Source organism: Acinetobacter sp. UBA6720, assembly GCF_002454215.1.
Classification (GTDB): Bacteria; Pseudomonadota; Gammaproteobacteria; order Pseudomonadales; family Moraxellaceae; genus Acinetobacter.
On record NZ_DKIK01000065.1, the window covers coordinates 14,341 to 38,591 of the forward strand.

23 protein-coding genes and 1 pseudogene are annotated in these 24,251 nt (G+C 40.7%); 12 read left to right on the top strand and 12 right to left on the bottom strand.

Annotated elements, in window-relative coordinates; all coding sequences use genetic code 11:
- The first annotated feature begins 20 nt into the window (after positions 1-20).
- Positions 21-464 carry an acyl-CoA thioesterase gene (locus B4F08_RS05315; protein WP_291373618.1) on the top strand — a complete coding sequence of 148 codons (444 nt, stop codon included), beginning with the start codon at positions 21-23 and terminating at the stop codon, positions 462-464.
- Here the strand turns inward: B4F08_RS05315 and dnaX are convergent.
- The 5 genes and pseudogenes from dnaX to B4F08_RS05340 all read right to left on the bottom strand — a co-directional run bounded on the left by dnaX (position 457) and on the right by B4F08_RS05340 (position 7,057).
- A pseudogene (gene dnaX, locus B4F08_RS05320) lies at positions 457-2,555 on the bottom strand (DNA polymerase III subunit gamma/tau). The gene B4F08_RS05315 and the pseudogene dnaX sit on opposite strands and share 8 nt — an antisense overlap.
- A 261-nt stretch (positions 2,556-2,816) precedes the next feature.
- Positions 2,817-3,272 (bottom strand): copper resistance protein NlpE N-terminal domain-containing protein, encoded by a 456-nt coding sequence (locus tag B4F08_RS05325; protein ID WP_291373619.1) that lies wholly within the window; start codon positions 3,270-3,272, stop codon positions 2,817-2,819.
- A 71-nt stretch (positions 3,273-3,343) separates the two neighbouring features.
- Positions 3,344-4,594 (bottom strand): serine hydrolase domain-containing protein, encoded by a 1,251-nt coding sequence (locus B4F08_RS05330; RefSeq protein ID WP_414632449.1) that lies wholly within the window; start codon positions 4,592-4,594, stop codon positions 3,344-3,346.
- Positions 4,595-4,662: 68 nt separating this feature from the next.
- Positions 4,663-5,517 carry a MaoC family dehydratase gene (locus B4F08_RS05335; RefSeq protein ID WP_291373620.1) on the bottom strand — a complete coding sequence of 285 codons (855 nt, stop codon included), beginning with the start codon at positions 5,515-5,517 and terminating at the stop codon, positions 4,663-4,665.
- Positions 5,518-5,665: 148 nt separating this feature from the next.
- On the bottom strand, positions 5,666-7,057 hold the full coding sequence (locus B4F08_RS05340; protein WP_291373622.1) for a 3-oxoacyl-ACP reductase: 1,392 nt from the start codon (positions 7,055-7,057) through the stop codon (positions 5,666-5,668).
- Positions 7,058-7,297: 240 nt separating this feature from the next.
- Here B4F08_RS05340 and B4F08_RS05345 point away from each other — a divergent pair, with 240 nt between their 5' ends.
- A complete protein-coding gene (locus B4F08_RS05345; RefSeq protein WP_291373624.1) occupies positions 7,298-8,815 on the top strand; it encodes an acetyl-CoA C-acetyltransferase in 1,518 nt (505 codons plus the stop codon).
- Positions 8,816-8,922: 107 nt separating this feature from the next.
- Positions 8,923-9,474, top strand: coding sequence for a hypothetical protein (locus B4F08_RS05350; protein ID WP_291373626.1), 552 nt, complete (start codon positions 8,923-8,925; stop codon positions 9,472-9,474).
- A gap of 46 nt (positions 9,475-9,520) precedes the next feature.
- Here the strand turns inward: B4F08_RS05350 and aceI are convergent, their stop codons facing one another.
- A complete protein-coding gene (gene aceI, locus B4F08_RS05355; protein WP_086210100.1) occupies positions 9,521-9,955 on the bottom strand; it encodes a chlorhexidine efflux PACE transporter AceI in 435 nt (144 codons plus the stop codon).
- Positions 9,956-10,053: 98 nt separating this feature from the next.
- Between aceI and B4F08_RS05360 the strand changes: the two genes are divergently transcribed.
- The 4 genes from B4F08_RS05360 to B4F08_RS05375 all read left to right on the top strand — a co-directional run bounded on the left by B4F08_RS05360 (position 10,054) and on the right by B4F08_RS05375 (position 14,042).
- Positions 10,054-10,941, top strand: coding sequence for a LysR family transcriptional regulator (locus B4F08_RS05360; protein ID WP_063454283.1), 888 nt, complete (start codon positions 10,054-10,056; stop codon positions 10,939-10,941).
- A gap of 92 nt (positions 10,942-11,033) precedes the next feature.
- Positions 11,034-12,020 (top strand): transaldolase, encoded by a 987-nt coding sequence (gene tal, locus B4F08_RS05365; protein ID WP_291373629.1) that lies wholly within the window; start codon positions 11,034-11,036, stop codon positions 12,018-12,020.
- Between the two features lie 70 nt (positions 12,021-12,090).
- On the top strand, positions 12,091-12,741 hold the full coding sequence (gene leuE, locus B4F08_RS05370) for a leucine efflux protein LeuE (protein WP_291373631.1): 651 nt from the start codon (positions 12,091-12,093) through the stop codon (positions 12,739-12,741).
- A gap of 125 nt (positions 12,742-12,866) precedes the next feature.
- A complete protein-coding gene (locus tag B4F08_RS05375) occupies positions 12,867-14,042 on the top strand; it encodes a benzoate/H(+) symporter BenE family transporter (protein WP_291373633.1) in 1,176 nt (391 codons plus the stop codon).
- Positions 14,043-14,108: 66 nt separating this feature from the next.
- Here B4F08_RS05375 and B4F08_RS05380 read toward each other — a convergent pair whose 3' ends face one another.
- The 3 genes from B4F08_RS05380 to B4F08_RS05390 form a co-directional block, all read right to left on the bottom strand.
- A complete protein-coding gene (locus tag B4F08_RS05380; RefSeq protein ID WP_086210103.1) occupies positions 14,109-14,666 on the bottom strand; it encodes a TetR/AcrR family transcriptional regulator in 558 nt (185 codons plus the stop codon).
- 5 nt (positions 14,667-14,671) lie between these two features.
- Positions 14,672-15,016 (bottom strand): DMT family transporter, encoded by a 345-nt coding sequence (locus B4F08_RS05385; RefSeq protein ID WP_086210104.1) that lies wholly within the window; start codon positions 15,014-15,016, stop codon positions 14,672-14,674.
- A gap of 79 nt (positions 15,017-15,095) precedes the next feature.
- The gene (locus B4F08_RS05390) at positions 15,096-16,115 is read right to left on the bottom strand and encodes an alpha/beta hydrolase (RefSeq protein ID WP_291373636.1); all 1,020 of its coding nucleotides are present in this window, start codon (positions 16,113-16,115) and stop codon (positions 15,096-15,098) included.
- Between the two features lie 296 nt (positions 16,116-16,411).
- Between B4F08_RS05390 and B4F08_RS05395 the strand changes: the two genes are divergently transcribed.
- Together B4F08_RS05395 and B4F08_RS05400 are read left to right on the top strand one after the other, a co-directional pair.
- Positions 16,412-16,855, top strand: coding sequence for a universal stress protein (locus B4F08_RS05395; protein ID WP_086210107.1), 444 nt, complete (start codon positions 16,412-16,414; stop codon positions 16,853-16,855).
- A gap of 82 nt (positions 16,856-16,937) precedes the next feature.
- On the top strand, positions 16,938-17,381 hold the full coding sequence (locus B4F08_RS05400; protein WP_086210108.1) for a universal stress protein: 444 nt from the start codon (positions 16,938-16,940) through the stop codon (positions 17,379-17,381).
- Positions 17,382-17,448: 67 nt separating this feature from the next.
- On the opposite strand, the gene B4F08_RS05405 is transcribed toward B4F08_RS05400, so the two are convergent.
- Together B4F08_RS05405 and pepN are read right to left on the bottom strand one after the other, a co-directional pair.
- Positions 17,449-17,664 carry a hypothetical protein gene (locus B4F08_RS05405; RefSeq protein ID WP_086210109.1) on the bottom strand — a complete coding sequence of 72 codons (216 nt, stop codon included), beginning with the start codon at positions 17,662-17,664 and terminating at the stop codon, positions 17,449-17,451.
- A gap of 248 nt (positions 17,665-17,912) precedes the next feature.
- Positions 17,913-20,522: an aminopeptidase N gene (gene pepN, locus B4F08_RS05410; RefSeq protein ID WP_291373640.1), complete on the bottom strand. Its 2,610-nt coding sequence runs from the start codon at positions 20,520-20,522 to the stop codon at positions 17,913-17,915.
- Between the two features lie 421 nt (positions 20,523-20,943).
- Here pepN and B4F08_RS05415 point away from each other — a divergent pair, with 421 nt between their 5' ends.
- The 3 genes from B4F08_RS05415 to thiM all read left to right on the top strand — a co-directional run bounded on the left by B4F08_RS05415 (position 20,944) and on the right by thiM (position 23,430).
- Complete coding sequence (locus tag B4F08_RS05415; RefSeq protein ID WP_086210111.1) at positions 20,944-21,201, top strand: hypothetical protein; 258 nt, start codon at positions 20,944-20,946, stop codon at positions 21,199-21,201.
- Positions 21,202-21,385: 184 nt separating this feature from the next.
- Positions 21,386-22,546 (top strand): hypothetical protein, encoded by a 1,161-nt coding sequence (locus tag B4F08_RS05420; RefSeq protein ID WP_119063433.1) that lies wholly within the window; start codon positions 21,386-21,388, stop codon positions 22,544-22,546.
- A gap of 11 nt (positions 22,547-22,557) precedes the next feature.
- On the top strand, positions 22,558-23,430 hold the full coding sequence (thiM, locus tag B4F08_RS05425; protein WP_291373642.1) for a hydroxyethylthiazole kinase: 873 nt from the start codon (positions 22,558-22,560) through the stop codon (positions 23,428-23,430).
- 33 nt (positions 23,431-23,463) lie between these two features.
- On the opposite strand, the gene B4F08_RS05430 is transcribed toward thiM, so the two are convergent.
- Entirely contained in the window at positions 23,464-24,195 is a 732-nt protein-coding gene (locus tag B4F08_RS05430; RefSeq protein ID WP_086210114.1) for a hypothetical protein, read from the bottom strand.
- Positions 24,196-24,251 lie beyond the last annotated feature (56 nt).

Genomic DNA, 24,251 nt, shown 5'->3' on the forward strand with positions numbered 1-24,251 from the left:
AGATTTTAAGGATGACGTCGATGAGACAAGCCGCAAAGACACGTGACCAATTTCATTATTTTTTACCGATTCAGACACGTTGGTCGGACAATGACCTCTATGGCCATGTCAACAACGTCACTTACTATAGCTATTTTGATACTGCCGCCAATGCCTTACTGATTGAAAAAGCAAATTTTGATATTCACCAATCCCCTATTATTGGCTTAGTGGTCGACTCAGCATGTAGTTTCTTACATGAGTTATCTTACCCTGAGATTATTGACGTGGGTGTGACTATTTCCAAAATAGGAAACTCTTCACTTACTTACGAGCTCGCCATTTTTAAATTTGGTCAAGAAACGGCTTCGGCTCAAGGACATTTTGTTCATGTTTTTGTGGATCGTGAAACACGAAAAAGCACCCCGATTCCATCTGAAATGCGGAATGCTTTGCGCCACTATTTAAGCCATGACATTACTTAAGCTGAATATTGTGTAATTCACCATCAAAAGTTTGCACTAGACTTTTCACGGTGTCTTCGTTTTGTAGTAATTCATGTGCACGTTGGAATGCCTTTTCCTTACGTTGCGCTTGCATCGTATATGGCGTAATGGTTTCAACTTCTGCATATTTCACATCAAAACGCGTCTGAGGCCATTCAGCTTTGAGCGCATCTTCCAAGACATGACGTAATTGGGTGAGGAGTTGCTCATAGCGTTGCGGTATCATAAACACCGATTCTGCATCAATCTGTCCCGTCATTAAGCCTTGCTGTGCCAACTCTTGTACCGCGGGTGATAAATCGCTGTTTCTAAACCAATACTCCCACTTCTCCACTGTCCATTCACCGACTAACTGCTGTGCTTGTAGTTGCAAAATATCTTGTGGCATTAAATCGGTTGGTGTAGATGAGACCTGTTCAGGTTGAGCAAGCTCTACAAGGGCAGTAACAGTTTGTAGGCTTTCATTTTCTACAACTTGAGTATCCTCAACATTCGCGACTGAAAGCACTTCACTTGCTAAATCAAAAGATTCCGCTTGTACAGCAGGTTCAGCTATTACTGCGGCAGGTTCAACGGATGCTTCATTTTGAGTTTCTAGGTCTAGCGGTACAATTTCATCAAACAAGAAATCATCACTATTTGGCTCATCGTCATTGCTTTGCGCATTAAATTCATCTGCTTCATCTAAATCGAACAACACTTCATCGCTTGAAGGATCGAAAACGATTTGATCAGATTGCTGAGATACTTCAACTGATGGTTTATTCTCTTTGGCGCTTTCTGAAAGATTCACATCATCAAGTTCAGAATTAAAGTCAGTCTCTGCATCCTCATTTATCGCAGCATCCTCAAATGTCGCGTCAATATCTAAGCTTTGAGCATCTTGTTGCAAAGCCGTTGCTGGAGCAGAAGTCGGTATTACCGTTTGTTGTACAGATTCAGCTATAGCGCTATTGGTCTGAGTCACCAGTACTTCATTCGGTTGTAATGGACGGAACGCCAACATGCGTAGCACCGTCATTTCAAAGCCTTGCTCTTGCGTGACTGCTAACTGTAATTCAGCACGTCCTTTACATGCAATTTGGTAATAAAGCTGTAGGTCTTGCGCAGCAATCCGCTGAGACAATTGCATGATTTTTTTATTAATTTCAGCGCTATATTTGAGGCTTAGTTCTGGTAAATATTGTAATAATGCCAATTCATGTAAAGTCGAAATCAACTGATCCAAAACTAAAGATACATCGAGTGCTTGCTGGCGGAATTGCATCAGCAACTCACTCACCCGTTGTTTCTGGTTTTGATGTATCGCAAGGATCAGATCATAAATAATGGTACGGTCGATTAAACCTAACATCTCTTTGACATCTTGGTGCTGGATAGAGCCCTGACCATAGGCAATCGCTTGGTCTGTCAAAGAAAGTGCATCACGTAATGAGCCTTGGGCAGATTCCGCAATTTGCCAAATCGCATCCTGCTCGGCGGGAATGCTTTCTTTATTTAAAATATTACCCAGATGCTCGGTAATTTCATCTACAGCCAACGGGCGTAGAGTGAATTGCAAACAACGTGAAATCACGGTAATTGGGAGCTTTTGTGGATCTGTCGTTGCAAAAAGGAATTTCACATGTTCAGGCGGTTCTTCCAATGTTTTGAGTAAAGCATTAAAAGAATGCGTAGAGAGCATATGTACTTCATCAATCAAATAGACCTTAAAACGACCTTGCGTCGGTGCATAAGGAACATTGTCTAAAAGCTCACGCGTATCTTCAACTTTAGTCCGTGACGCCGCATCAATTTCAATCAAAAATCAATAAAACGGCCTTCATTCACGGCAGTACAGGTTGGGCAAACTTCGCACGGCGTCGAAGTCACACCTGTTTCACAATTCAAGCACTTCGCCAAAATACGGGCAATGGTGGTTTTTCCGACCCCACGCGTTCCTGTAAATAAATAAGCATGGTGCAAACGTCCGCGCTCTAAAGCACTGGTTAGTGCTCGAGAAACGTGGTTTTGACCCACTAGCTCATTAAAATTGCGAGGACGATATTTCCGTGCAAGTACTTGATACATGTATGCTCCTTTTTATAGGTCTAAGCATACTGTTTTTTTGCCAAAGAGTGAATGAATTACTTCACCCCGTTCTCGCATTTCTAAGCTATAAACCTGATTTAGATCAATAATTCAAAAACCATTCGCTCCATTTTTATCCCACTCTCTATCTCAAGCTATTTATACATTTAGATTATGGATTTGAAATAAAATGAGAGCTTTGCAAAAGTAAAAAAGAGGTAAATATTAAAATGAATTCGTAAAATACAGCTATTTAGAAAATTAAGCCGACTTCACCAGAATAAAATCACTCTGCATTTGGTATTTTTTACTGGTCACATCTTCACGTATTTCTAAAACACGATCCTCTAAATCGACATAAAGTAAGTTTCGCTTGGTCACGTTCACCAACTCTACCTTGTGCTGATCTTGAGCATTAAAACGAAGTGGTCCAGTCAACGTTTCGATTTCATTATGACCACTCAAACTTTCTCGTTTTATGGTATAGGTCATGTTTTCATGCAGCTCTAGTGCAACTGCCATACCTAGACAGTCTTCACAACGGGACAAACATCCCATACACGGCGTTGTCCCGTAATAACCCCCAACCCACGCAGGAATAATCTGCTTTTGTTCTGCCACTTGGAGTTTAGACTGATCATGTTGCGTTTGGTTCGCCTCGGAACAACCCAACAATAGTCCTGTAGCCATCAGAGGAATAAGAATGGGAGCCTTCATATCACAAATCTTCAAAACCTAAACCGCGACGAACATAACATATTTTAGACGATGACTAAATCTCAGACCTGTCAAAACCAGCCTTTTTTACCTGTTAAAATTGCGTCCGCACAGCGTAAACTTTCTTGGCTCAAAGCCCAAAGTCGATAATCCCCAGTTAAAGAAGCTGTAGCAAAGTTATGTGTATAAGCAAAACTTAAGCCTCGCTCACTATCGCCCCAAGCCCCTGAACCATTAAAGCCCATATGACCAAAACCCTGCTCTGCGGTTTTGCCTAAAGTTAATATACGGTGATATCCCAAGCGCCAATGCATAGGTATCGGCATCACCCGATCTCGATACCTATATTGCACTCGACTCAATTCAGAAAACACATCAGGACGAATCAACTGCTGACCTTTCCAAACTCCTTTTTGAGATAACATCGCATACACTTTGGCTAAACTATTGGCGGTAAAGACACCATTTGCCGCCGGAATGATCGCCTGAATCGCATCATCATGATAAAAGCTGACCTTTTTCATGCCTTTGGGAATCATGCCATCCTGAAAGTCTTGTGGATCTTGCCCTGACCACTGTATCGCTTTATCAAACACTGAAACTTTACGCACCTTCGTGGGACTTGTTTGATTTGCTTGGATAGGTACAGGACGAGTAATAGGTCGTGCGATACGTTTGAATTCAGCACTGGGTGCACCAAAGTAAGCTCCATCTAGCTCCAGCGGCTCAACTAAATAGGTTTGAAAAAGCTCAGTTAAACTTTTCCCCGTTGCTTTTTCCAAAGCACCACCGACAAGCCAACCGAAGGATAAAGGTTGATAGGCAGCATCTTCACCAATTGCAAAGCGTGGTTGCGCCCTTTCAAATACGTCTAACATATGCGTCCAATCTAACATCTCTGTCGCATCGGCAATGTTATTACGAATATCAAATAATCCACTTTGATGACTCAGAACATGTCTTAGCGTCATCTTCCCTTTGCCATTTTGGGCAAATTCAGGCCAATAATCCGCAATCGCTTGGTCGTAACTCAGCACACCTTGACTGACTAAAATATGCGCCAAGGTTGCGAGCACGCCTTTGCCTGTCGAATAACACACCGACATCGTATTGGCCTGCCAAGGAGAATCTACCGCTGCCAAACCTGTATAGATATCGACAACTTTTTCACCCTGAAAATATAGAACACAGGCCGCACCGCCATATGCTGAACGAGCATCTTGTAAGCGGCTAAAGAGATGGGTAACACTTTGAAAACGTGGGTCAACGTAGCCTTGGTAATGGTTCGGATTCGCTTGTAAATATTGTTTTAAAATTTTCATTTACACATCCATGTATTTTAAAGCTGACATAAAAAAGCCCAGTGTAATCTAAACTGGGCTTTTTAAAATTATAGTGCTTTGATCTGTCCCGTCACATGCGGTTTTTGATTCTTACTATTTCGAATTAAGAAAGCAGTATTTGCCCCTTTTGTCACAGTCATAAAATCGACTGTTGACGGCAAATACATCGGCAGTTTAAACCAAACATCTGCTTCATAAGCATCAGGCAATGTGATCGAAGCCAACGCTCGTGCCTTACTCCACATGCCGTGCGCAATGGCCTGTTTAAAACCAAAGGCTTTTGCTGTCACCGCATGAATGTGGATCAGGTTAAAGTCGCCCGAAGTCATTGCATAACGACGACCTGTATTTTCAGAGACTTCCCAGACTACATTCGGCTGATAATCTGGAGTCGTTGCTTCGACTAATTTTGGTGCTGTTTTACCATCGGTCTTTTGACGTGCTAAATACGTGGTTAAAGCTTCAACCACGACTTCATTACCAACTTTCACCGTGGTAATAAAATCAAACTGAACACCTTTATCATGTGGCTCAAGCGCGCCATATTTACATGATAAAGTGAGGGTTTCATTGACGCCAACTTTACGCATTTGTTTGACTTGATTGCGAATATGCACCAAACCTAACACTGGAAATGGAAACGGCTCTTGCCCCATCATGTGCATTTGTAAGCTTTGCGATAATACAGCCAAATAAATCGCAGGAATATAACCATTATTCTTAAAGCCACATACTTCGTTATAGGCTTTCAAATGCTTTTGATCGACATTAAAAGAATCTACCACATACTCAACCTGCGGTAAGACTTTTTCACCTTTTGGTTTTTTAAAAATCAAACCTTGAATGACTTTCGGATAAGCCATGTATGGTTTTGGAAGTTGACTAAAATGGCGAGTCTTCATACTGAACCTTTGAGAAGTTTTTATTTCAATATTTTGAAAGTTCCTTCTCCCTCAGGGAAAAGGTTGGGATGAGGGAAAAATGCCATCCCATTTATAATATAAAGAATTCATCTCCCCTCTAAAGGAGAGATAAATTCAAGTTTTTAAATTAAGCACCCAACAAGCTTTGACCACAAACGCGTACCACGTTGCCGTTTAAACCAGTCGATGCTGTCGCTGCAAATAAAGCAATCGTTTCAGCAACATCTACCGGTAAACCACCTTGGCTCATCGAGTTCATACGACGACCCGCTTCGCGGATTGCAAATGGAATCGCAGCGGTCATTTGCGTTTCAATGAAACCTGGTGCAACCGCATTGATGGTAATGCCATTCGTCAACGTTGGAGCAGTAAATTTAACCACACCAATGACACCCGCTTTTGATACCGCATAGTTGGTTTGACCGAGGTTACCTGCAATACCTGAAATTGATGATACACAAACAATACGACCATTGGCATTTAAACCGTCGTTCGCAAGTAAATAATCATTTACACGCTCAATCGCTGACAGGTTAATGTTAATGACCAAGTCCCAAAGCTCAGGCTTCATATTTGCCAAAGTTTTGTCACGGGTAATACCTGCGTTATGCACAATAATGTCTAAACCACCTTGAGCAGCTGCCGCAGCTTTGATTTTCTCGCCTGCATCGTTTGCTGTGATATCAATTGCCAGTGTTGAACCACCAATCTCACCTGCAACACGGTCAAGATCTGATTGCTGCTGTAGTACGTCTAAACAAATCACATGCGCGCCATCGCGTGCCAAGACATGTGCAATCGCTTCACCAATACCACGGCTCGCACCTGTTACTACAGCCGTTTTTCCTGCCAGTGGTTTCGCCCAGTCCACATCTACAACATCAGCTTTAGAAACACGAATCACTTGACCGGAGACATAAGCAGAACGTGGAGATGCTGCAAAACGTAAAGTTGACTCAAGATTTGCTTCCGCATCTGCATCCACATAAATCAAATGTGCTGCAATCCCCTTTTTAAATTCTTTACCGACTGACTTCACGAAGCCTTCAAGCGCGCGTTGTGCAATCGCTTTTTTAACGCTACCCGCAGTTTCAGGGGTCGTGCCTACCACAATCACACGACCAGAAGCAGCCACTTGACGTGCAATCGGGTTAAAGAAGTTATATAACTCATTAAGTTGCTCTGATGACTCAATGCCAGATGCATCAAAAATAACAACTTTGAATTTAGACTCTTTGTCGCCTGCATTAAATGCACTTAAGTTTAAGCCCACTTGAGCCGCAGCTTGTTGTAGTTGCGCATTGTTACCCGCATAGCTATTGGCGTGGACATTTGCCAACACTTGCGCAATTGCACCAGATAGTGAACTGTTTGCTGCTGCACCCAGTAAAACAGCACCTTTAATCACAGGCGTTGCTGACTCAAAACGGTCTAAAAAAGTTGGTGCAGGTAAACCCAAATTTTTAATGACAAATTTACCAATAGGAGATTTTGCAAATGTTTGGTATTGATCAGTCATGTTTTTATCTCTCATACAAATGAATTGTTGATGGATTCAAAGATATCCTTTTAACTTCAAAGTGATGTCTAGAGTCTTATATTTCAATAGTTCCATCGGTTTCAGTAGAATCATACTTGAGTTATAGAGGATATGTCTTGACCTGAAAGCCTGTTGCAATGTCATTCTAGTCAATTCAGCCCTTTTTATAATATGCTAATGTACACCCTAAGAATAGATTAACATGCTTGGAAAAGCCTTATGAGCAAAACAACTCAAGAAAATCCAGCAGTGGAAAATTCTGCTACGGAAACCGTGTCAAATACATCAAAAAGTACACCGCGTAGAACTAAAAGTACTGGCACGACAACCCAATCAGTAAATAACACGACTAAGCCGACTCGCACTCGTGCTGCGTCAACTCGTAGTAAAAGCCCTGCTTCTTCTACAAATGCTTCAAAACCAAAAACTCAAACTGCTGTTCAACAGGATCAAACCATGAGTCAAAACACTGTTCGCCGCGTGGCTATTATCGGTGGTAACCGTATTCCTTTCGCTCGCTCAAATGGCGCATATTTCACCGCTTCGAATACAGATATGTTCACAGCAGCGCTAAACGGTCTTGTTGAACGTTTTAATCTTCAAGGCCAACGCCTTGGTGAAGTGGTTGCTGGTGCTGTTCTTAAGCACAGCCGTGACTTTAACATGACCCGTGAATGTGTACTAAACACTGCACTTGCGCCAGAAACACCTGCTTACGATATTCAGCAAGCATGTGGTACTGGCTTACAAGCAGCGTTCTTAGTTGCGAATAAAATCGCACTGGGTCAAATTGAAGTGGGTGTTGCTGGTGGTGTAGATACCACTTCTGATGCACCAATTGCGTTTGGTGATGGTTTACGTAAAGCATTACTTGAACTCAACATTGCAAAAACGGGTAAAGACCGTTTAAAAGCTTTAACCAAAATCAACCTAAAAGACTTGATGGATGCGCCGAAAAATGGTGAGCCACGTACAGGTTTGTCTATGGGTGATCACCAAGCCATTACTGCGCTTGAATGGGGTATTGCACGTGAAGCGCAAGACGAACTTGCTGCATCTTCACACCAAAAAATGGCTGCGGCTTACGAAGAAGGCTTCTTCGATGACCTGATCACACCATTCTTAGGTTTAGAGCGTGACAACAACTTACGTGCTGACTCTACGGTTGAAAAACTGGCTAAGCTCAAACCAGCTTTTGGTAAAGGCGATGCGCGTACCATGACTGCGGGCAACTCAACACCACTTACGGATGGTGCATCTTGTGTGCTTTTAGCATCTGAAGAATGGGCGAAAGCAAACGGTCACGAAGTCCTTGCTTACTTAACCTTCCAAGAAACAGCTGCTGTTGATTTCGTTGAGAAAAAAGAAGGCTTATTGATGGCACCTGCTTATGCAGTTCCACGTATGCTGGAGCGTGCTGGCCTTAAACTTCAAGACTTCGACTACTACGAAATTCATGAAGCATTTGCGTCACAAGTTCTTTCTACATTAAAAGCTTGGGAAGACCCGAAATTCTGTAAAGACCGTTTAGGTTTAGATGCTCCACTCGGTTCAATTGACCGCACTAAACTCAACGTCAAAGGTTCTTCACTTGCAGCAGGTCACCCATTTGCTGCAACAGGTGGTCGTATCATTGCCACTGCTGCGAAGTTGATTAACCAAAAAGGTTCAGGTCGCGTACTGGTTTCAATCTGTGCTGCAGGTGGTCAAGGTGTGACAGCAATTATTGAGAAATAATCTCGCCTTCGCTGTAAAAAAGCATCTCTTTTGAGGTGCTTTTTTTTACTGGTCAAAACCATCAATTTACTCTATAGATAAAAACATAAAATAACCAAATACAAACTATGCGAAATTCACCGCCCTTTATTGTTTATCTCAATACCCCGATTCGCTATTATTATTTTTACCTCATTCCCTTAGTCATAGCGCTTTTGATTGTCAGCTTCGACTTCCACTTTCAAGGCGTGTTTCCAACCAGCATTGCATCCAACTTGTCCAGCCCGCATAAATTTCTCAATGACTTTTTTGCTATTTGTACTTTCATCTGTCTTGCCCTTATTTTGATCAATTATTTTCGTGTACAACTCAACCGACCACAAGTTCAGCAGATCAGGCAACACTACGTAAAACTGAATACACAACAACGCTCAATGTTTAATCCACTAGGCTTAGTGTTTTTTATTTTTATGCTGCTTTTTTTCTGCTTAAGTTGGTTTTTGATCAGTGATGAAATCCCATACACAAATTCCAGTACAAAGAAAGGCGCAACCATGATCTATCTCAAAGGCTTTGCGCATCCATATATAAGCGCTATAGCAAATAGTTTTCATGCTGCCATCACCGTCTTTTTTGCCTTAATGATCCCTTATATTTTAAATGTCAGAAAATTCAAATAAGAATTGCATCACATTAAAAAAGCCACGACATTGCGTGGCTTAATTTTTAATTTGAATATTGTGCTTCAGATTGAATACCCAATTTGGCCTCCACCATGTCATAACACCATTGGAAAATAAAGGTATAAACCAAAATACACATGGTTAAACTGAAGTCGAGTACGATGGCTTGCCAAATACTCATTTGCATTGCATATGCGACCATTGGGATGGTTGCAAGCATCAAACCACCTTCAAAACCAATCGCGTGAAGAACACGTACGCCGATGGTTCTTTTGAGTTTTCTTTTCGCTTCAAACTTTTCAAAAAAATGGTTAAACACCATATTCCATATGACCGAAGTGACTGCCATGGCAATACCGAGCACGCCTGTGACCTCTAAAGGCATATGGAATATGAAACTTAAAGCTACAGCAATGATCACCAATAGGATGATTTCATAGCTGAGCGCATGAATAATCCTTCTTTTGGAAATCAACATTTTTAATTACTCTTTCATGATTGGATGTTGGCTATTTTATTTTTATAATATTGATTAATCGAGTCAGGTTCTTTCAATAAATTTGAAAGATGAAAATTATGAATATTAACCAAGAACAACTGATCATTTTTAAGACCGTGATTGAATCAGGCTCATTTTCTGCTGCTGCACGCAAATTGGGCAAAGTGCCATCGGCTGTGAGTATGTCAATTGCCAACTTGGAAATAGACTTAAACCTACAACTTTTCTTACGCGAAGGACGTGAGCCTACAGCAACAGCGCAAGCCCTAACCTTGTATGAAAAGACCGAGCAACTACTGACCGAAATGAATCAATGGAAACAGCATGCTCATGCCCTAAGCCACGGTTTGGAGTCCTCGCTCAATATCGTCGTTGTATCCGAACTGCTACATATGCAATGGATCGACTACATCGCAATATTAGAAGCTGAATTTCCCAGTCTACAGATCAACATTTTTTCTGCACCTCAGGAAGATGCGCAAAGAATGTTACTCAACGGTACAGCGCAACTTGCACTGATGTTCGAACGTGAACAGCTGGAAAGCAGCGAACAGTTTGTTGAATTAAAAATGGAAACTTTAGTCCCTGTCGCAAACAAAGACTTTGAGTTGGCGCAATTTTCACAAGTCAGCTTTGAACAAATTCAACACAGTCGCCAGATCGTGGTTGCCAGCCGAGATAAAAGCATTAAACCTGAACTACTTTTTTCTAAAGAATATTGGCGGACTGACAATCATCACTCTGCCTGCGCACTCATTATGCAAAATTTCGGCTGGGGTGTTTTACCCTTGGAAATGCTGAATGAAAACCCTCAGCTCAAAACCCAGTTGAAAATATTAGATCTGCTAGATTTCACCCCAAAGTTTGAATATTTTGTCGATTTGGTCTGGAGTCGTGAAAGTGAATTGGGTGCAGCTGCACGTTTTTTAATCCAATACATCCGAAATCAACGTAAAAAATCGTGATAACTGCTGTTAAAACATCCGAATCCACTTGGGTTAGAAGCAGTTTGTGTTATAAATATTTTATGGGTAATAACTTTAAGAACTAACGATCAATGACACAAACTGCATTAAACCAATTAAAAAGCTTAACCACCATTGTTGCTGACAGTAGCGATTTAGCGGCGATTAACCAATTTCGCCCGCTTGACGCAACGACTAATCCGTCGCTGATTACAGCGGCTGCTATTCAACCTGAAAATAAAGAGTTGATTGAGGATGCTTTTGCTCAAGCCAAAACTGAGGGCTATAAAGAAGACTTACTCATTGAACGCACAATCGACATTCTTACCGTCAAGTTTGGGGTTGAAATTCTCAAATTGATTGAGGGTCGTGTATCTACAGAAGTGGATGCTGCACTGTCATACGATACCGATGCCACCATTGAAAAAGCCAAAGAGCTGTTGGCACTATATAAAAACTACGGCGTAGATCAAAATCGTATATTAATTAAAATCGCTTCAACATGGGCGGGTATTCAAGCAGCGAAAGTGTTAGAAGCTGAAGGTATCCATACCAACTTAACGCTTTTGTTTGGTGTGCATCAGGCCCATGCTTGTGCGGAGGCAAATGTCACTTTAATTTCACCTTTTGTTGGACGTATTTTAGATTGGTACAAAAAAGCCGAAGGCGTGGACAGTTATCCAGTTGAAAAAGACCCTGGCGTACTTTCTGTGAAGCAAATTTACCAGTTCTATAAAGCACATGAGATCAAAACAGAAATTATGGGCGCAAGCTTCCGCAGTGTTGACCAAGTCTTAGGACTTGCAGGTTGTGACCTTCTTACTGTTGCGCCTAACTTATTGGCAGCTCTTGAACAAGACACACGTGAAGTTAAAGCCCAACTGTCAACAAGTGATATTGCACCAGCGACAACTGCACTTAACACACTCAGTGAAGCTGAGTTTAGAAATCAAATTGAACATGACTTGATGGCAACGCAGTTGTTACAAGGCGGTATTGATGGATTTATTAAAGCCCGTCAACAGCTGAACACACTATTGCGTCAGTCTTTTGGTCTAGATGAAGAAATTTCAGCTTAACTTGATTTTTCTTCTTTTAAAAGCCGATTTTGCTATCATGCAATATCGGCTTTTTTATTGAGAATATGTTGTGTTTGGGATTATCGACATCGGTACCTATATCATCGGTACAATTTTAATTGTGATTCTACCAGGCCCAAATTCTCTTTATGTGATGTCCATTGCCTCACGTTTTGGTCCGAAGATCGGCTATTGGGGAGCATTAGGCGTTTTCACGGGTGACCTGATCCTCATTCTATGCACGGTACTAGGCGCAGCGTCTCTTTTACATGCTTTTCCTTGGCTGTTCATTTTATTAAAAATTGTAGGGGCTTTGTACCTATCCTACCTAGGTGGAAAACTCTTGATTGCTGGCGTCAAAACGTGGCATTCATCCCCACAGCATCTTGAAGCAAGTACAAACCAGAATACTTTGCAAACGCTACACCCGTTTAGATCGGCGCTGACCATTAGTCTTTTAAACCCTAAAGCTATTTTGTTCTATTTGTCTTTCTTTGTGCAGTTTGTTAACCCTAAATACGCTTATCCTGCACTCAGCTTTACTTTACTTTCAGTCATCTTGCAGATCATCAGCATGGCTTATCTTAGCATTTTGATTTTCTCAGGGATTAAATTGGCCAGTTACTTTAACCGTCAGTTTAAAGTTGCCGCTGTCGCAGTGGCAACTGTTGGTTTGCTGTTTTGTGGTTTTGGTTTAAAGCTCGCACTTTCCACCCTGTAATTCTCGTGAATAATCTCGTTATTTTCGATAAAAAAACCATTGTATGCTGTTTTCTTTTTCAAGAACCAGCGTATGATCCTTGAACAATCGCTATTTTCACTCATTCAAATTATGTTTTGATCTTCATGCAAAAATTATTTCAAGATTTCTCAGTTCCAGCAGTATTCGCAGGTTTTATTACCTTCCTCATTGGCATTAGTGTGTCTTCAGTCTTGGTCATTCAGTCCGCCCAAGTCTTAGGTGCAAATACCGCACAAATCAACTCATGGTTCTGGGCTTTAGGTCTGGGTATTGGTTTGAGTGGATTGCTTTTATCTTGGAAACTTAAATATCCTGTATCGACCTCATGGTCTACTGCGGCACTGGCTTTAATTATTGCTACGGGCAGTGGCTATAGTTTACATGAAGCAATTGGCGCATTTTTGGTCTGTGGTTTAGTTACCGCTATTTTGGGCTTTTTCGGGATCTTTGAGAGAGTTCTGACTTATATCCCGCAAAGCCTAACCAGTGCCATGCTGGCAGGTGTGCTACTGAAGTTTGGTATTTCATTGTTCGCCAGTATGCAAGACCATTGGGGGTTTATTTTATCCATGCTGGCGGCTTATATTGTTTCTAAGCGACTTACCCCACGTTATTGTATTGTCATTACCGTGATTGCAGGCTTGTTACTCTGCCCATTGTTCCTAGACTTCCATACACCTCAAATCACATGGAGCCTAGCGCAACCTGTTTGGATGACGCCTGAATTCAGTATGTCTGCTATTTTAGGTTTAGCGCTGCCTTTGTTTGTGATCAATATGGCATCCCAATATTTACCAGGTATTGCCATGATTAAAAGCTATGGCTATAACCCACATGTCAATCAACTGATTGGTTGGACGGGTACCGCTCAAGCCTTACTCGCACCATTTGGTTGCTATAGTGTGAATACTGCAGCCATCAGTGCCGCTGTCAGTTTAGATGAACAAGTTCACCCTGACCCATCAAAACGCTATATTGCGGGCATGAGCTGCGGCTTCTTTTACATCTTAATGGGACTATTCGCAGCCACCCTGACCAGCCTTTTACTGTCTTTCCCTGCGATTTTTATTACAGCCTTGGCTGGTATTGCTTTGTTTGGCACGATTAGCCATAACATTGCAATTGCATTTGAAGCGGTATCAGACCGTGAGGCAGCTCTCATGACCTTCTTATTCAGCGCATCTGGGGTACAGTTCTTAGGCATTGGTTCTGCCTTTTGGGGACTACTCTTTGGTTTTGCAGTTATGCTTATATTTAAGTTTAAAACCAAAAAAGTTTAAGCCCTCATATAAAAAAGCACCCGCGATGGGTGCTTTTTTATTTTGAAATACTGCTAACTTAAAAAGTTAATGCTGATAACTTCGTTGAATCAATTCTTGCTTAAGCTGCATGGTCTCAGACAAATTTTCCACCTCAGTAAATGCTGTGAGCCAAATGCCATCTGCAGCATAACGTAGAATTTTCAATTCCAAATCATTATCTGTGTCCTGATGTCGCGCTAAACGTTTTTCTAGCCACTCAATCCAATACTCATTAAAGGTACGATCTGTCAGCATGATCATCGAAATAGCTGACCAAGAGTGTTCTAAACCCAGCACCTGCTTTTCTAATGTAATTTCGATATAGGCTCGCGTGAAGCATCCGTAATACTCTTGATCTTTGGCTATCAACTGATCCACCACTCGATCTAATTGTTCAAGCTGTTCTACAATCATTGCCTCAAGTAGCTTTTGCTTGTTTGGAAAATGATGAAAAACCCCTCCTTTACTCACGCCAACCAAATCAGCTACGGCCTGTATAGAAACCCCTGTCACACCCTTTTCAGCCGCCAAACGGATGGCATGTTGCAAAATACTGTGGCGAACCTGTTCAGGTGCTTTTTTACGTGGAGTTGTTTGTTGCATCGAAGTTAATGCCCTGTCGAATTTGAAAATAAATTAATTACGATTACACCAGAAACAATCAACGCAATACCAATCATTGCGGCGAGATCTAAACTTTGTTTGAAAATAAAGTAGCCAATCAATGCAGTTAAAACAATCCCCACACCCGCCCAAATTGCATAAGCGATACCCAATGGAATCACTTTAATCACTTGTGACAATAAATAAAATGCCAGTGAAAATAAAACCACCACCGCCAGCGAAGGCAATAGTTTGGTAAAACCTTCCGACTTAACTAAAAAGGTCGAACCAATGACTTCAGAAATAATTGCCATCGCTAGCAAAGCATAAGCCATTAATACAGGATTCATACTAAACTCAATTATTAACATACCGATCGGTCGGTATGTTAATAAAACCCCAAAAGTTAAGCAAGTCTTTTAAACATGATTATTTGGATGAATTTATCACTAAATCTGAAGTTCTTTTTATGAAATCAATGGTTCGATCAAAGGTGATCTGACTCGCCTCTTTACTCATCATGAACTGATATTCATGCACCAAATACTCTTTAGAGTTTGGATAAAAAGCTTCTGTAACTGCCACCTGATGCTGCTTCAGTACTTCAACAAAAGGTAAAGACTGAGTTTTGGTTAAAAAGTCTTTATTTCCCCCACTAATAAATACAGCAGGATACTGTGATGTAATATGTTCGCTAGTTGAAATCGACTTTAAAAATGCAGCATCGTCCTTACGCTCGCCTGTATAAGCCTGCACCAAATTATATACACCCCATTCAATCAACTTTAACTCTTCAGGAGCCGTATTCACAAAACTGTATAAATCGTAAATCCCACAATGCAGAATCAATCCTTTTAGTTGTCTAGCCTGAATCGAAGGTTGAAAGCCAGATGCTTCAGCAAAGCTAGAATTAGTCAAAAGCGCAGCATAATGGCTGGCAATATTGGCTCCAGCAGAATCTCCAGCAAGATACAATTGGTTCGCGTTAATGTGGTACTGAGTAGCATGTTTTTGTAAAAAACTAAGTGCTTGATTGAGCTGATGTAGTTGCGTTGGATAAATCGCCTCGGGGGCAAACTGATACTCAACTGAAATAACATTGAAACCTTGGTTGGCTAAAAGCTTGAAATACCCACGTGCATGTTCTTTAGAACCAGAAACCCAGCCACCACCATGAACCCAAACTACTGTAGGCACTGTATCTAATTGTTCAATATTTTGTGGTTGATAAATATCAAGATTCAGCACAGGACTAGCTTGATATGGAATATTGTGATGTACAATGACATCAGGGGGAGCAAAACGATCCAGCATTTTCATTTGAATATGGGTTGCTGTATTAAATGTACCCGCAATCAGTTTGGTATTTTTTTCGACACTTTGACATGCACTTAACACGACCATCATAAAAATGATACTGATTGTTTTAATCAGAGACTGAAAACCCATATTGTTTGCTCAATTTTTTTAGTGATTCTAATACAATATCTTGCGCAAGATATATTTAAAACAGACCAATTCGCCCCTTTTATAGCTCTCGAGTTAAGCGCTGAAAAAAATTCTTCAAACTTGAAACTTGAGTTTTTTGCTCAAGATTTATTCTGGCTAAATCCACATTTAATGACATTATTTTCTGAAAATTTCATGAATTTTCAATTTTTTAGCGCAATCAAAATTGAACATTTAAGTACAGTATGTTATCAATAAAACAAGAACTAAATCTTATACAATCAGGAGTTCCACTGATGGCTTACCAACATATTTTAGTCCCTGTTGACGGTTCGCAGATTTCTTTTTCTGCTGTAAAACAAGCAAGTGAAATTGCCAAAGTTTTCGGCAGTCAATTAACTCTCATCAGCTTAGTCGCTGAGGATCCCTTGAAAGATGCTGACTTTTACTACACAGCTCCAATCATGAAAGAATATTTCATTGAAGCATATAACAATGCTGAAAAAGCCCTGCAAGATGCCGTTAAAATTGCACAAGAAAATGGTGTAGCAGCTCAGTCAAAAATCATCAAAGGTCAAGTTTCGGAAGATGCTGTGGTTGAAGCAGCAACTTCGCTGAAAACAGACTTAATTGTCATGGGCTCACATGGCCGTAAAGGCTTCCAAAAGTTTCTTTTAGGTAGCTTCGCTCAAGATGTGCTGAAGTCTACCGAGCTTCCTGTTCTCATTGTTAAAGCCTAACCCAAAATAAACTTTCTTTGCGATGCACTACGATTCTCTCTGCATAAAATAGCCATCGCGAAGAAAAACAAGGAGAATACCAATGAGCTATAAACACATTTTGGTGGCAGTTGATGAGTCACCTATGTCTTATGCTGCCGTTGAGCAGGCACTTGCTTTGGCTAAAGACCTCAATAGTCGTGTAACGTTGATGAGTGTCATTGCCGTTGATCCATTTGTCGGAGTCGATTTTTATAAAGTTGCACCTGCAATCACAGACTATTTCCTACATGCAGAACAAGCTGCTCAGGCACGTTTAGCTGAAGTCAAACTATCTTTTGATCGTGATGAAATTGAAGCAGATACTAAAGTCATCCGCGGTATATCTCCCTCTGAAGGTATTATTCATGTCGCCGATGAAGTCAGTGCAGATTTGATTTTGATGGGTTCACATGGACGCACAGGCTTTAAAAAAATGATGCTAGGTAGTGTGGCACAGAATGTCCTGACTCAGTCTCCTATTCCAGTCTTAATTGTGAAAGTTTAATACATAGTGCTAAATAAAAAAGACTGCCTAGGCAGTCTTTTTTATTTAGCAAAGTATTAATATTGCACTAACTTTTGGAAATTTGCTGATGCAAATTTTGTAAATATTGCTCTGCTACTGACTGTTGAATAAAGGTTTTTTGAAATAAACCTGAGGCATGATGGTTATGTGGACTATACTCAATATTGACTTGAAATGTTCCCAGTTCAACACTTTTTACAATACGAATCGCAATAATATGAACAGTATTTAAATAAAACCCATCTTCAATCTTAACTAACATATCTGTTTACACTCTACATGTTCTATTCACTCAACATCCTGCATACATAGGCCGAAAAAAATGCAGAATATGAGCTAATCAATGATTATTGTGGATTATTATAGCTCATAAAATGCGATTAATTTCACACTATTCACATGAAAAGTAATTATTAAAATAAATACTGATATAGATTTACATCATGCAGTCATTCTTCAGTTTTAATAAAAAACCAGTCATATGACTGGTTTTTTATTAAAATAAATCTGTTAAATGCTTAGCATACTACTTAAAGTTTCACTGACATTTTTAGATTTCACTTGTGGTTTTAAGCCCTCAAGCTTTGCTTTCACTTCGCTACGCTGTGGTTCTGCCAATGTGTACCAACGTGACAAAACTTGCAATAAACGAGAGCCTACAATTGGGTTTTTCTCATCCAAATACTTTGCCAGTCCAATGAAATGATCCACACCAAAACTCCATGTGTTCACTGGGTTTGCATTTAAGCCACCGCTCACTGAACGGATGCGGTTTGGTACACCCAAATCATAGTCTGCATGTGAAGTAAGGTAATTAATCGTCTCTTCTGTCGCACAAGGATGTGCCGCTTGTAGCATAAACCACTGATCTAATGACAAAGCCTCATCTTTAAAACGTAGATAAAAATCACGTAATGCAGCTTCTGCTTGTGGTGCATCGTTCCACACCAAGACACGTAATGCGCCTAAACGTTCAGACATATTGCCCGTAGCTTCGTATTGCTGGTACGCCAGTTCAAAAGCAGTTTCATCACCTTGGCGAGCCATCATACTGAGCATGATATTTTTCAGTGCACGGACGCCCATCGCCTGTGAGAACTCTTTTTGCAAATCTGGGTCTAAAGCCAAATACGTGTCTTTACAGAACGCCCCTAACTCACGTGCAAGTTTGTCAATCAGAGCATTACGCTGTTCTTGAACTTTCTCAGGTTCATAATCAGTGTCGATACGGCTACCTAAATATCCTTCACTTGGCACATCAAATAAACGCGATGCCAAGAGTGGATCTTGCTCAACAAGCGCAGGCAACGTGTTTTTAATGGCTTGAATATAAATATGCGCATCATGACCATTGAGCAAAATACGCTCAAGCAGTGTTTGTGTTGCTTGCCATTGGTTAAATCCATTGGTTTCGTATTGAATTAAGAATGCCAACTCTTCATCGGTATAGTTGAACTCTAAGTTGACGGGCGCAGAAAAATTACGCAGTAATGACACGACCGGCTTCGTGCTTAAACCGCTAAATACAATGCTGGCTTGGTCTTGATCAAAAAGATACACACCGTCTTTGACTGCATTTTCAAATAAACTGTCTGAGTTTAAAAGCAATTGCTCACCTGTTGCAGCATCGAACAGTGCTAAAGCAACAGGAATTGGAACAGCTTTTAGGTTCGGATACTTAGGATGTGCTTTTAAACTTTGCTTAAAGTTCAAGCTATAAGTTTGTGCAGCAGCATCATAGTGACCTTCAGCTTCTAACTTTGGTGTACCTGGTTGGTTATACCACGTTAAGAAGTTGGATAAATCTACACCTGAACCCGCGGTCAAAGCAGCGACCCAATCTTCAACTGTCACAGCTTGACCGTCATGGCGTTCAAAGTATTCATCGGTTCCTTTACGGAATTTTTCTTTGCCTAATAAGGTTGCCATCATGCGGTTAATTTCCGCACCTTTTTCATAGACTGTTGCCGTATAGAAGTTATTGATTTCCACAAAATGGTCTGGACGCGGTGGATGAGACAATGGGCCTGAATCTTCTGGGAACTGATGCGCTTTGAGTACCGCAACGTCGTCAATACGTTGAACCGCAGCAGACTGTAAATCTTCTGAGAAAGATTGATCACGGAAAACCGTTAAGCCTTCTTTTAAACACAATTGGAACCAATCACGGCAAGTAATTCGATTACCTGTCCAGTTATGGAAGTATTCATGGGCAATCACCGACTGTACACGCATGATCGCGGCATCTGTTGTGTATTCTTCATCAGCCAAAACACATGAGGTATTAAAAATATTGAGACCTTTGTTTTCCATCGCCCCCATGTTGAAAGCACTGGTCGCCACAATCATATAATTATCTAAATCATAGGGACGACCATAGTGTTCTTCATCCCAACGCATTGAATGCTTTAACGCTTCCATCGCAATATGACATTTCGGAATATCTTTTTCTTCGGCATAAATTTCCAAAGCCACGTCACGACCTTCGGAGGTCACATAACGGTCTTTTAAAACAGCCAAATCACCAATCACACAAGCAAACAAATACGCTGGTTTTTTGGTTGGGTCTTGCCAAACGGTATAGTGACGACCTTCGCCTGCCTCGCCCGCTTCAATTAAGTTACCATTGGCAAGCAGCACAGGATATTTTTTGTCAGCTTCTACACGAGTGGTAAACACTGAAAGAACATCAGGACGGTCTGGGTAAAAGGTAATTTTACGGAAACCTTCAGGCTCATTTTGGGTTACGAACAAATCTGATGCGGCTTGGTATAAACCTTCAAGTTGTGTATTTGACTCAGGATGAATGATCACTGATGTCTCAAGCTTGATCTGATTTGGTGCATTGCGAATTACCAACTGCTCAGCATCAAGTACATATTGCTCTTGGCTGAGTTGCTGACCATTCAGCACTAAACGCTTCAGCTCTAAATCACGCCCGAGTAGAACCAAATCACCTTCAGCTTGGCGCGTTAACTCCAGTACAGCATCAACTTTGCTATGCTCATCATAGACTTGAATATCGAGGTGAATGCTGTCTACTAAAAAAGATGGCTTTTGGTAGTCTTTTAAATAAACAGTTTGATCTGCCTCAATAATTGGATTTGCCGCAATATTCATGTCATGTCCTAATGTTATTGGTCTACAGCTTTATATTGTGTATGTTTTGATCATACGACAAGTTTGTCATGCTGTCTGTGTTCGTTGAATGATATTTATATGGGCACATTGAATTGGCTTTTCAATTGTATTTCCCTTGTCGCTATCCACTATCTTTATCAATTGAATAAGAAACAGGCAATTCCGTTCATTGTGCTGGTGTTGTTCTGCAATATTTACACCAGCACTCAAAACCAATTTCATACAAATGGTACAAATTCAATAAAATCAGGCTTTCTCAAAACCCTATAACACTATAAGAAAGACGTTTTCGAATTTATAACTTAATTTTCAAATCGTCTACATTTTGTGCACAGTTCTTGCTTGTATCTCATTATGCATAGCGCATGATAAAACTTAGACAAAATAAAAGAGGTGTGAGATGTATTTAAAAGACCATATCGTCCGCGTCGAAAATATAAAAATGCTGCAAGCACTGGATGCTGCAAAAATTGATCATAAAGTGATTGCTATGTTTATGAGCTGTGAAGGAATGCCATTACAAGCACATGACGTCACCAGTATCTTAAACCACTATGACAACCTTAGTCGCAAAAAGCTCCCCAACAGGAAGGTTCAAGCTATGATTGAAGCCAAAAAATTAGGTAGAGAAGACGACTCTTTGCCTTGCCCCGTTTAAATTCGACTTCTACAAAAATACGGCGCATGCCGTATTTTTTTGCCCTATATTCGCCCCTGTATCCCTTCTTCTATCTCATCGTCACAAAGCGCCTCTGCTTGTTCAATTACACTGCAATTTACAACGCCTTTCTGAAATTTTAGCGTGTATAATTTGAGAAAATCCTGAGTTCCAGATTCATCCTATGTCGCTTCAAATTTTGCACAAACAACTTGATGAAAGCACGCCATGTCCACTGTGTCAGGCGGCTATGTTTTGGGTGGATGCTGAACAATACGATAAAGAAATTAACTTTCATGAATGTAGCCACTGCCAACATCGTGTTTTTAGTCATTCAAATCTAAATTGTCACTGTGACAGCTGTTTAGCGCAACGCAAAAAAATATTGAAAGAAACTCGCCAGCAAGAACAACGTAAAACTAAAAATCAAAAAGACATTTATGAGTTTGAGCTAGGTCAACTTAGTTTTATGCATAAATTATTTTTATTGGCCCTGCTTGATGACTACGTACAAGAACATACTCAACACCAAGAGTTTATTGATTGGGAACAGATCAAATATTTTAGCATCAGCCCCAATTACCTGTTTCAAAATAGCCTTGTTAAACAACTGGTAAAAGAACAAATCCTCGTTGCCAAAGATTTTGCCAGTGAAGCACATCAGTACTATATAAATGTCCGTTTAGATGGTTATTCGGAACCCAGCTTATTTAGCATTACCCAACAGCTTCGTTATTGGTTTTACGAGAACCTGAGCCTCGGTGTTCCATTTAAAACCTCAGATGAAGTCAAAAATGCCTTGTACCAATTGCTTTATCAGGAAATTATCCAGTTTATGCAGTTTTACTGCCGTACTTGGGGCATTCAAATTGCGGGAAATAACAGTTTCCAAGTGTTTTGTTATCGTTTACTCGATGTACTCGCAGTCGGACAAATTTATTATTTAATCCAAACTGCATTGGAGTATTTGTACGAACGTAAAGCCTTACAAATACGCAATGAAAACTTTATCAATACCAACTTGTTGAAAAAAACCTTGCAACAATACCGTGAACGTAGTGTGGCTGAAAAATGGGAAACTTCAACGTTGCCTCGACCGCATAACTTAGCATTCAGTAAAATGAGCGAAATTTTGTTTTTCCGCTTCTTGGGTTATGACGAAACTATTTTCTTCCAACCTGTTTCACGTTCATGGCAAAAAATTGAACCACGTTTAAGCTTCTACTCACAAAAACGCTGTATGTACTGCGGTTCAAATGAACTCACTGTAGATTATGATGCTGACCAATATGTGACTTTATTTTGTCGTAAATGTAAGCATCAAGACCACTATTTCACAAAATAAGGGCACCCACCATGACCCAGCTTTTAGACCTTTCCTTGCTTAACTCAAAACAATCAATTCACGACCAAACCGATGTCTTGGTGGAATATGTTGCTGAAGCTTGGACTGCCCTGCAAACACAACAACCTTTGGTGCAATGTATCACCAACAGTGTTGCAGCCAACTATGCAGCTAACGTTTTATTGGCTGCGGGTGCCTCACCTGCCATGATTGATAATCCCTTTGAAGCGGAAAGTTTCACCCGCATTAGTGCAGCGCTTAGTATCAACCTAGGAACGCCAACCACTGAACAAATGCAAGCCATGCAAATCTCAGCTCAAACTGCGCAGCAACAAGGCATTCCATGGGTTCTAGATCCTGTTGGTTATGGTGCATTTTTAAAATGGCGCTCTGAAATGGTCGATCAGCTTTTAGCCTTTAAACCCACTGTTATTCGTGGTAATGCATCGGAAATCAGCACACTTGCGGGGAATCAGATCGAAACCAAAGGTGTGGACAGTACTGCCAATAGCGCAGATGTCTACCATCAAGCAAAAACACTCTTAGCACAGGCTGAAGTCATTGCCATTTCTGGTGAGTCTGACTACATCCTTTCGAAACAACTTGATGCTGTAATCCAAGTCAATGGTGGTTCGCATTTACAACCCAAAGTTACTGCTACGGGTTGTGCCCTAGGCGCATTAATCGCAGCCTATAGCGCAGTCACCAATCCTGTCATTGCGGCGCTGTCTGCGCATGTCCACTTTGCCATTGCAGGACAGCTTGCTTATACCCAAAGTCAAAGCATTGGAAGCTTTGCCGTAGCTTTTATGGATCAAATTCACCAACTCAAAGCTGAAATGATTTATGAATATGCAAATATACAACTGATTCAAACATCTTGATAAGCGCAAATAAAGCTGTTCTTGACTCGCTTGTTAGGCGACTTCTCGCCCTAAGAGCAAGTTAAGTGCAGCATCTACTAATGTAAAAAGATCTAATTTACAAATACAGATCAACCCCATACCGATAAAATAGTCAGGTGCATGCTGCATATAAAAGTTGATATGTGGACTCGCCCGATTGCGTAGTCGAATTAATTGTTCAGGGGTTGTTTGTGGCAGCACACAAGGATGTACAAATACATCCTCACTACGTTGCTGTACATTCTCATGACGATTTTGCATGAGCTCAAGCACCTGCAAATACTCTTCAGGCATCTTAGCACCAACACGTGGATAAAAGCGCTTAGAGCGTGAAGCAAACAAGCGATACACTTTCGGTTGCATCAAGCTTGAAACAAACCACAGCTGTCGCGTGGGATATTTGAGGCGATAACCTAAAGCCACTCGTATCGCAGACATCAAACTTCTGTTTTGATTCCTATAATCAGGTAAAAAGGCTGCTCGTGAATTCACGATATACAAAGTCTGCTGCTCTCTATTAAGCTTTAAAATGGCAATAATATTTTGACCAACGATTTTACCTCGATGATAAAAACGAATAATCGGTAATGCAACAACATCATGATTATAAAGTAATTGATATAACTCATTTTGAACTGCATTTGGAAAAATTTTCCGATCAAAGCTTTCCAACTTCTTAAATAAGGCCTGTTGCTTCTCAGTCGAAAGCTTAGTGAAATCGACCATTTTTTCCATAAGATGCATGAGCTCTTTCCATTTTTATTTTTGGTAGCCACACTACCTTTATTTATTATCTGATA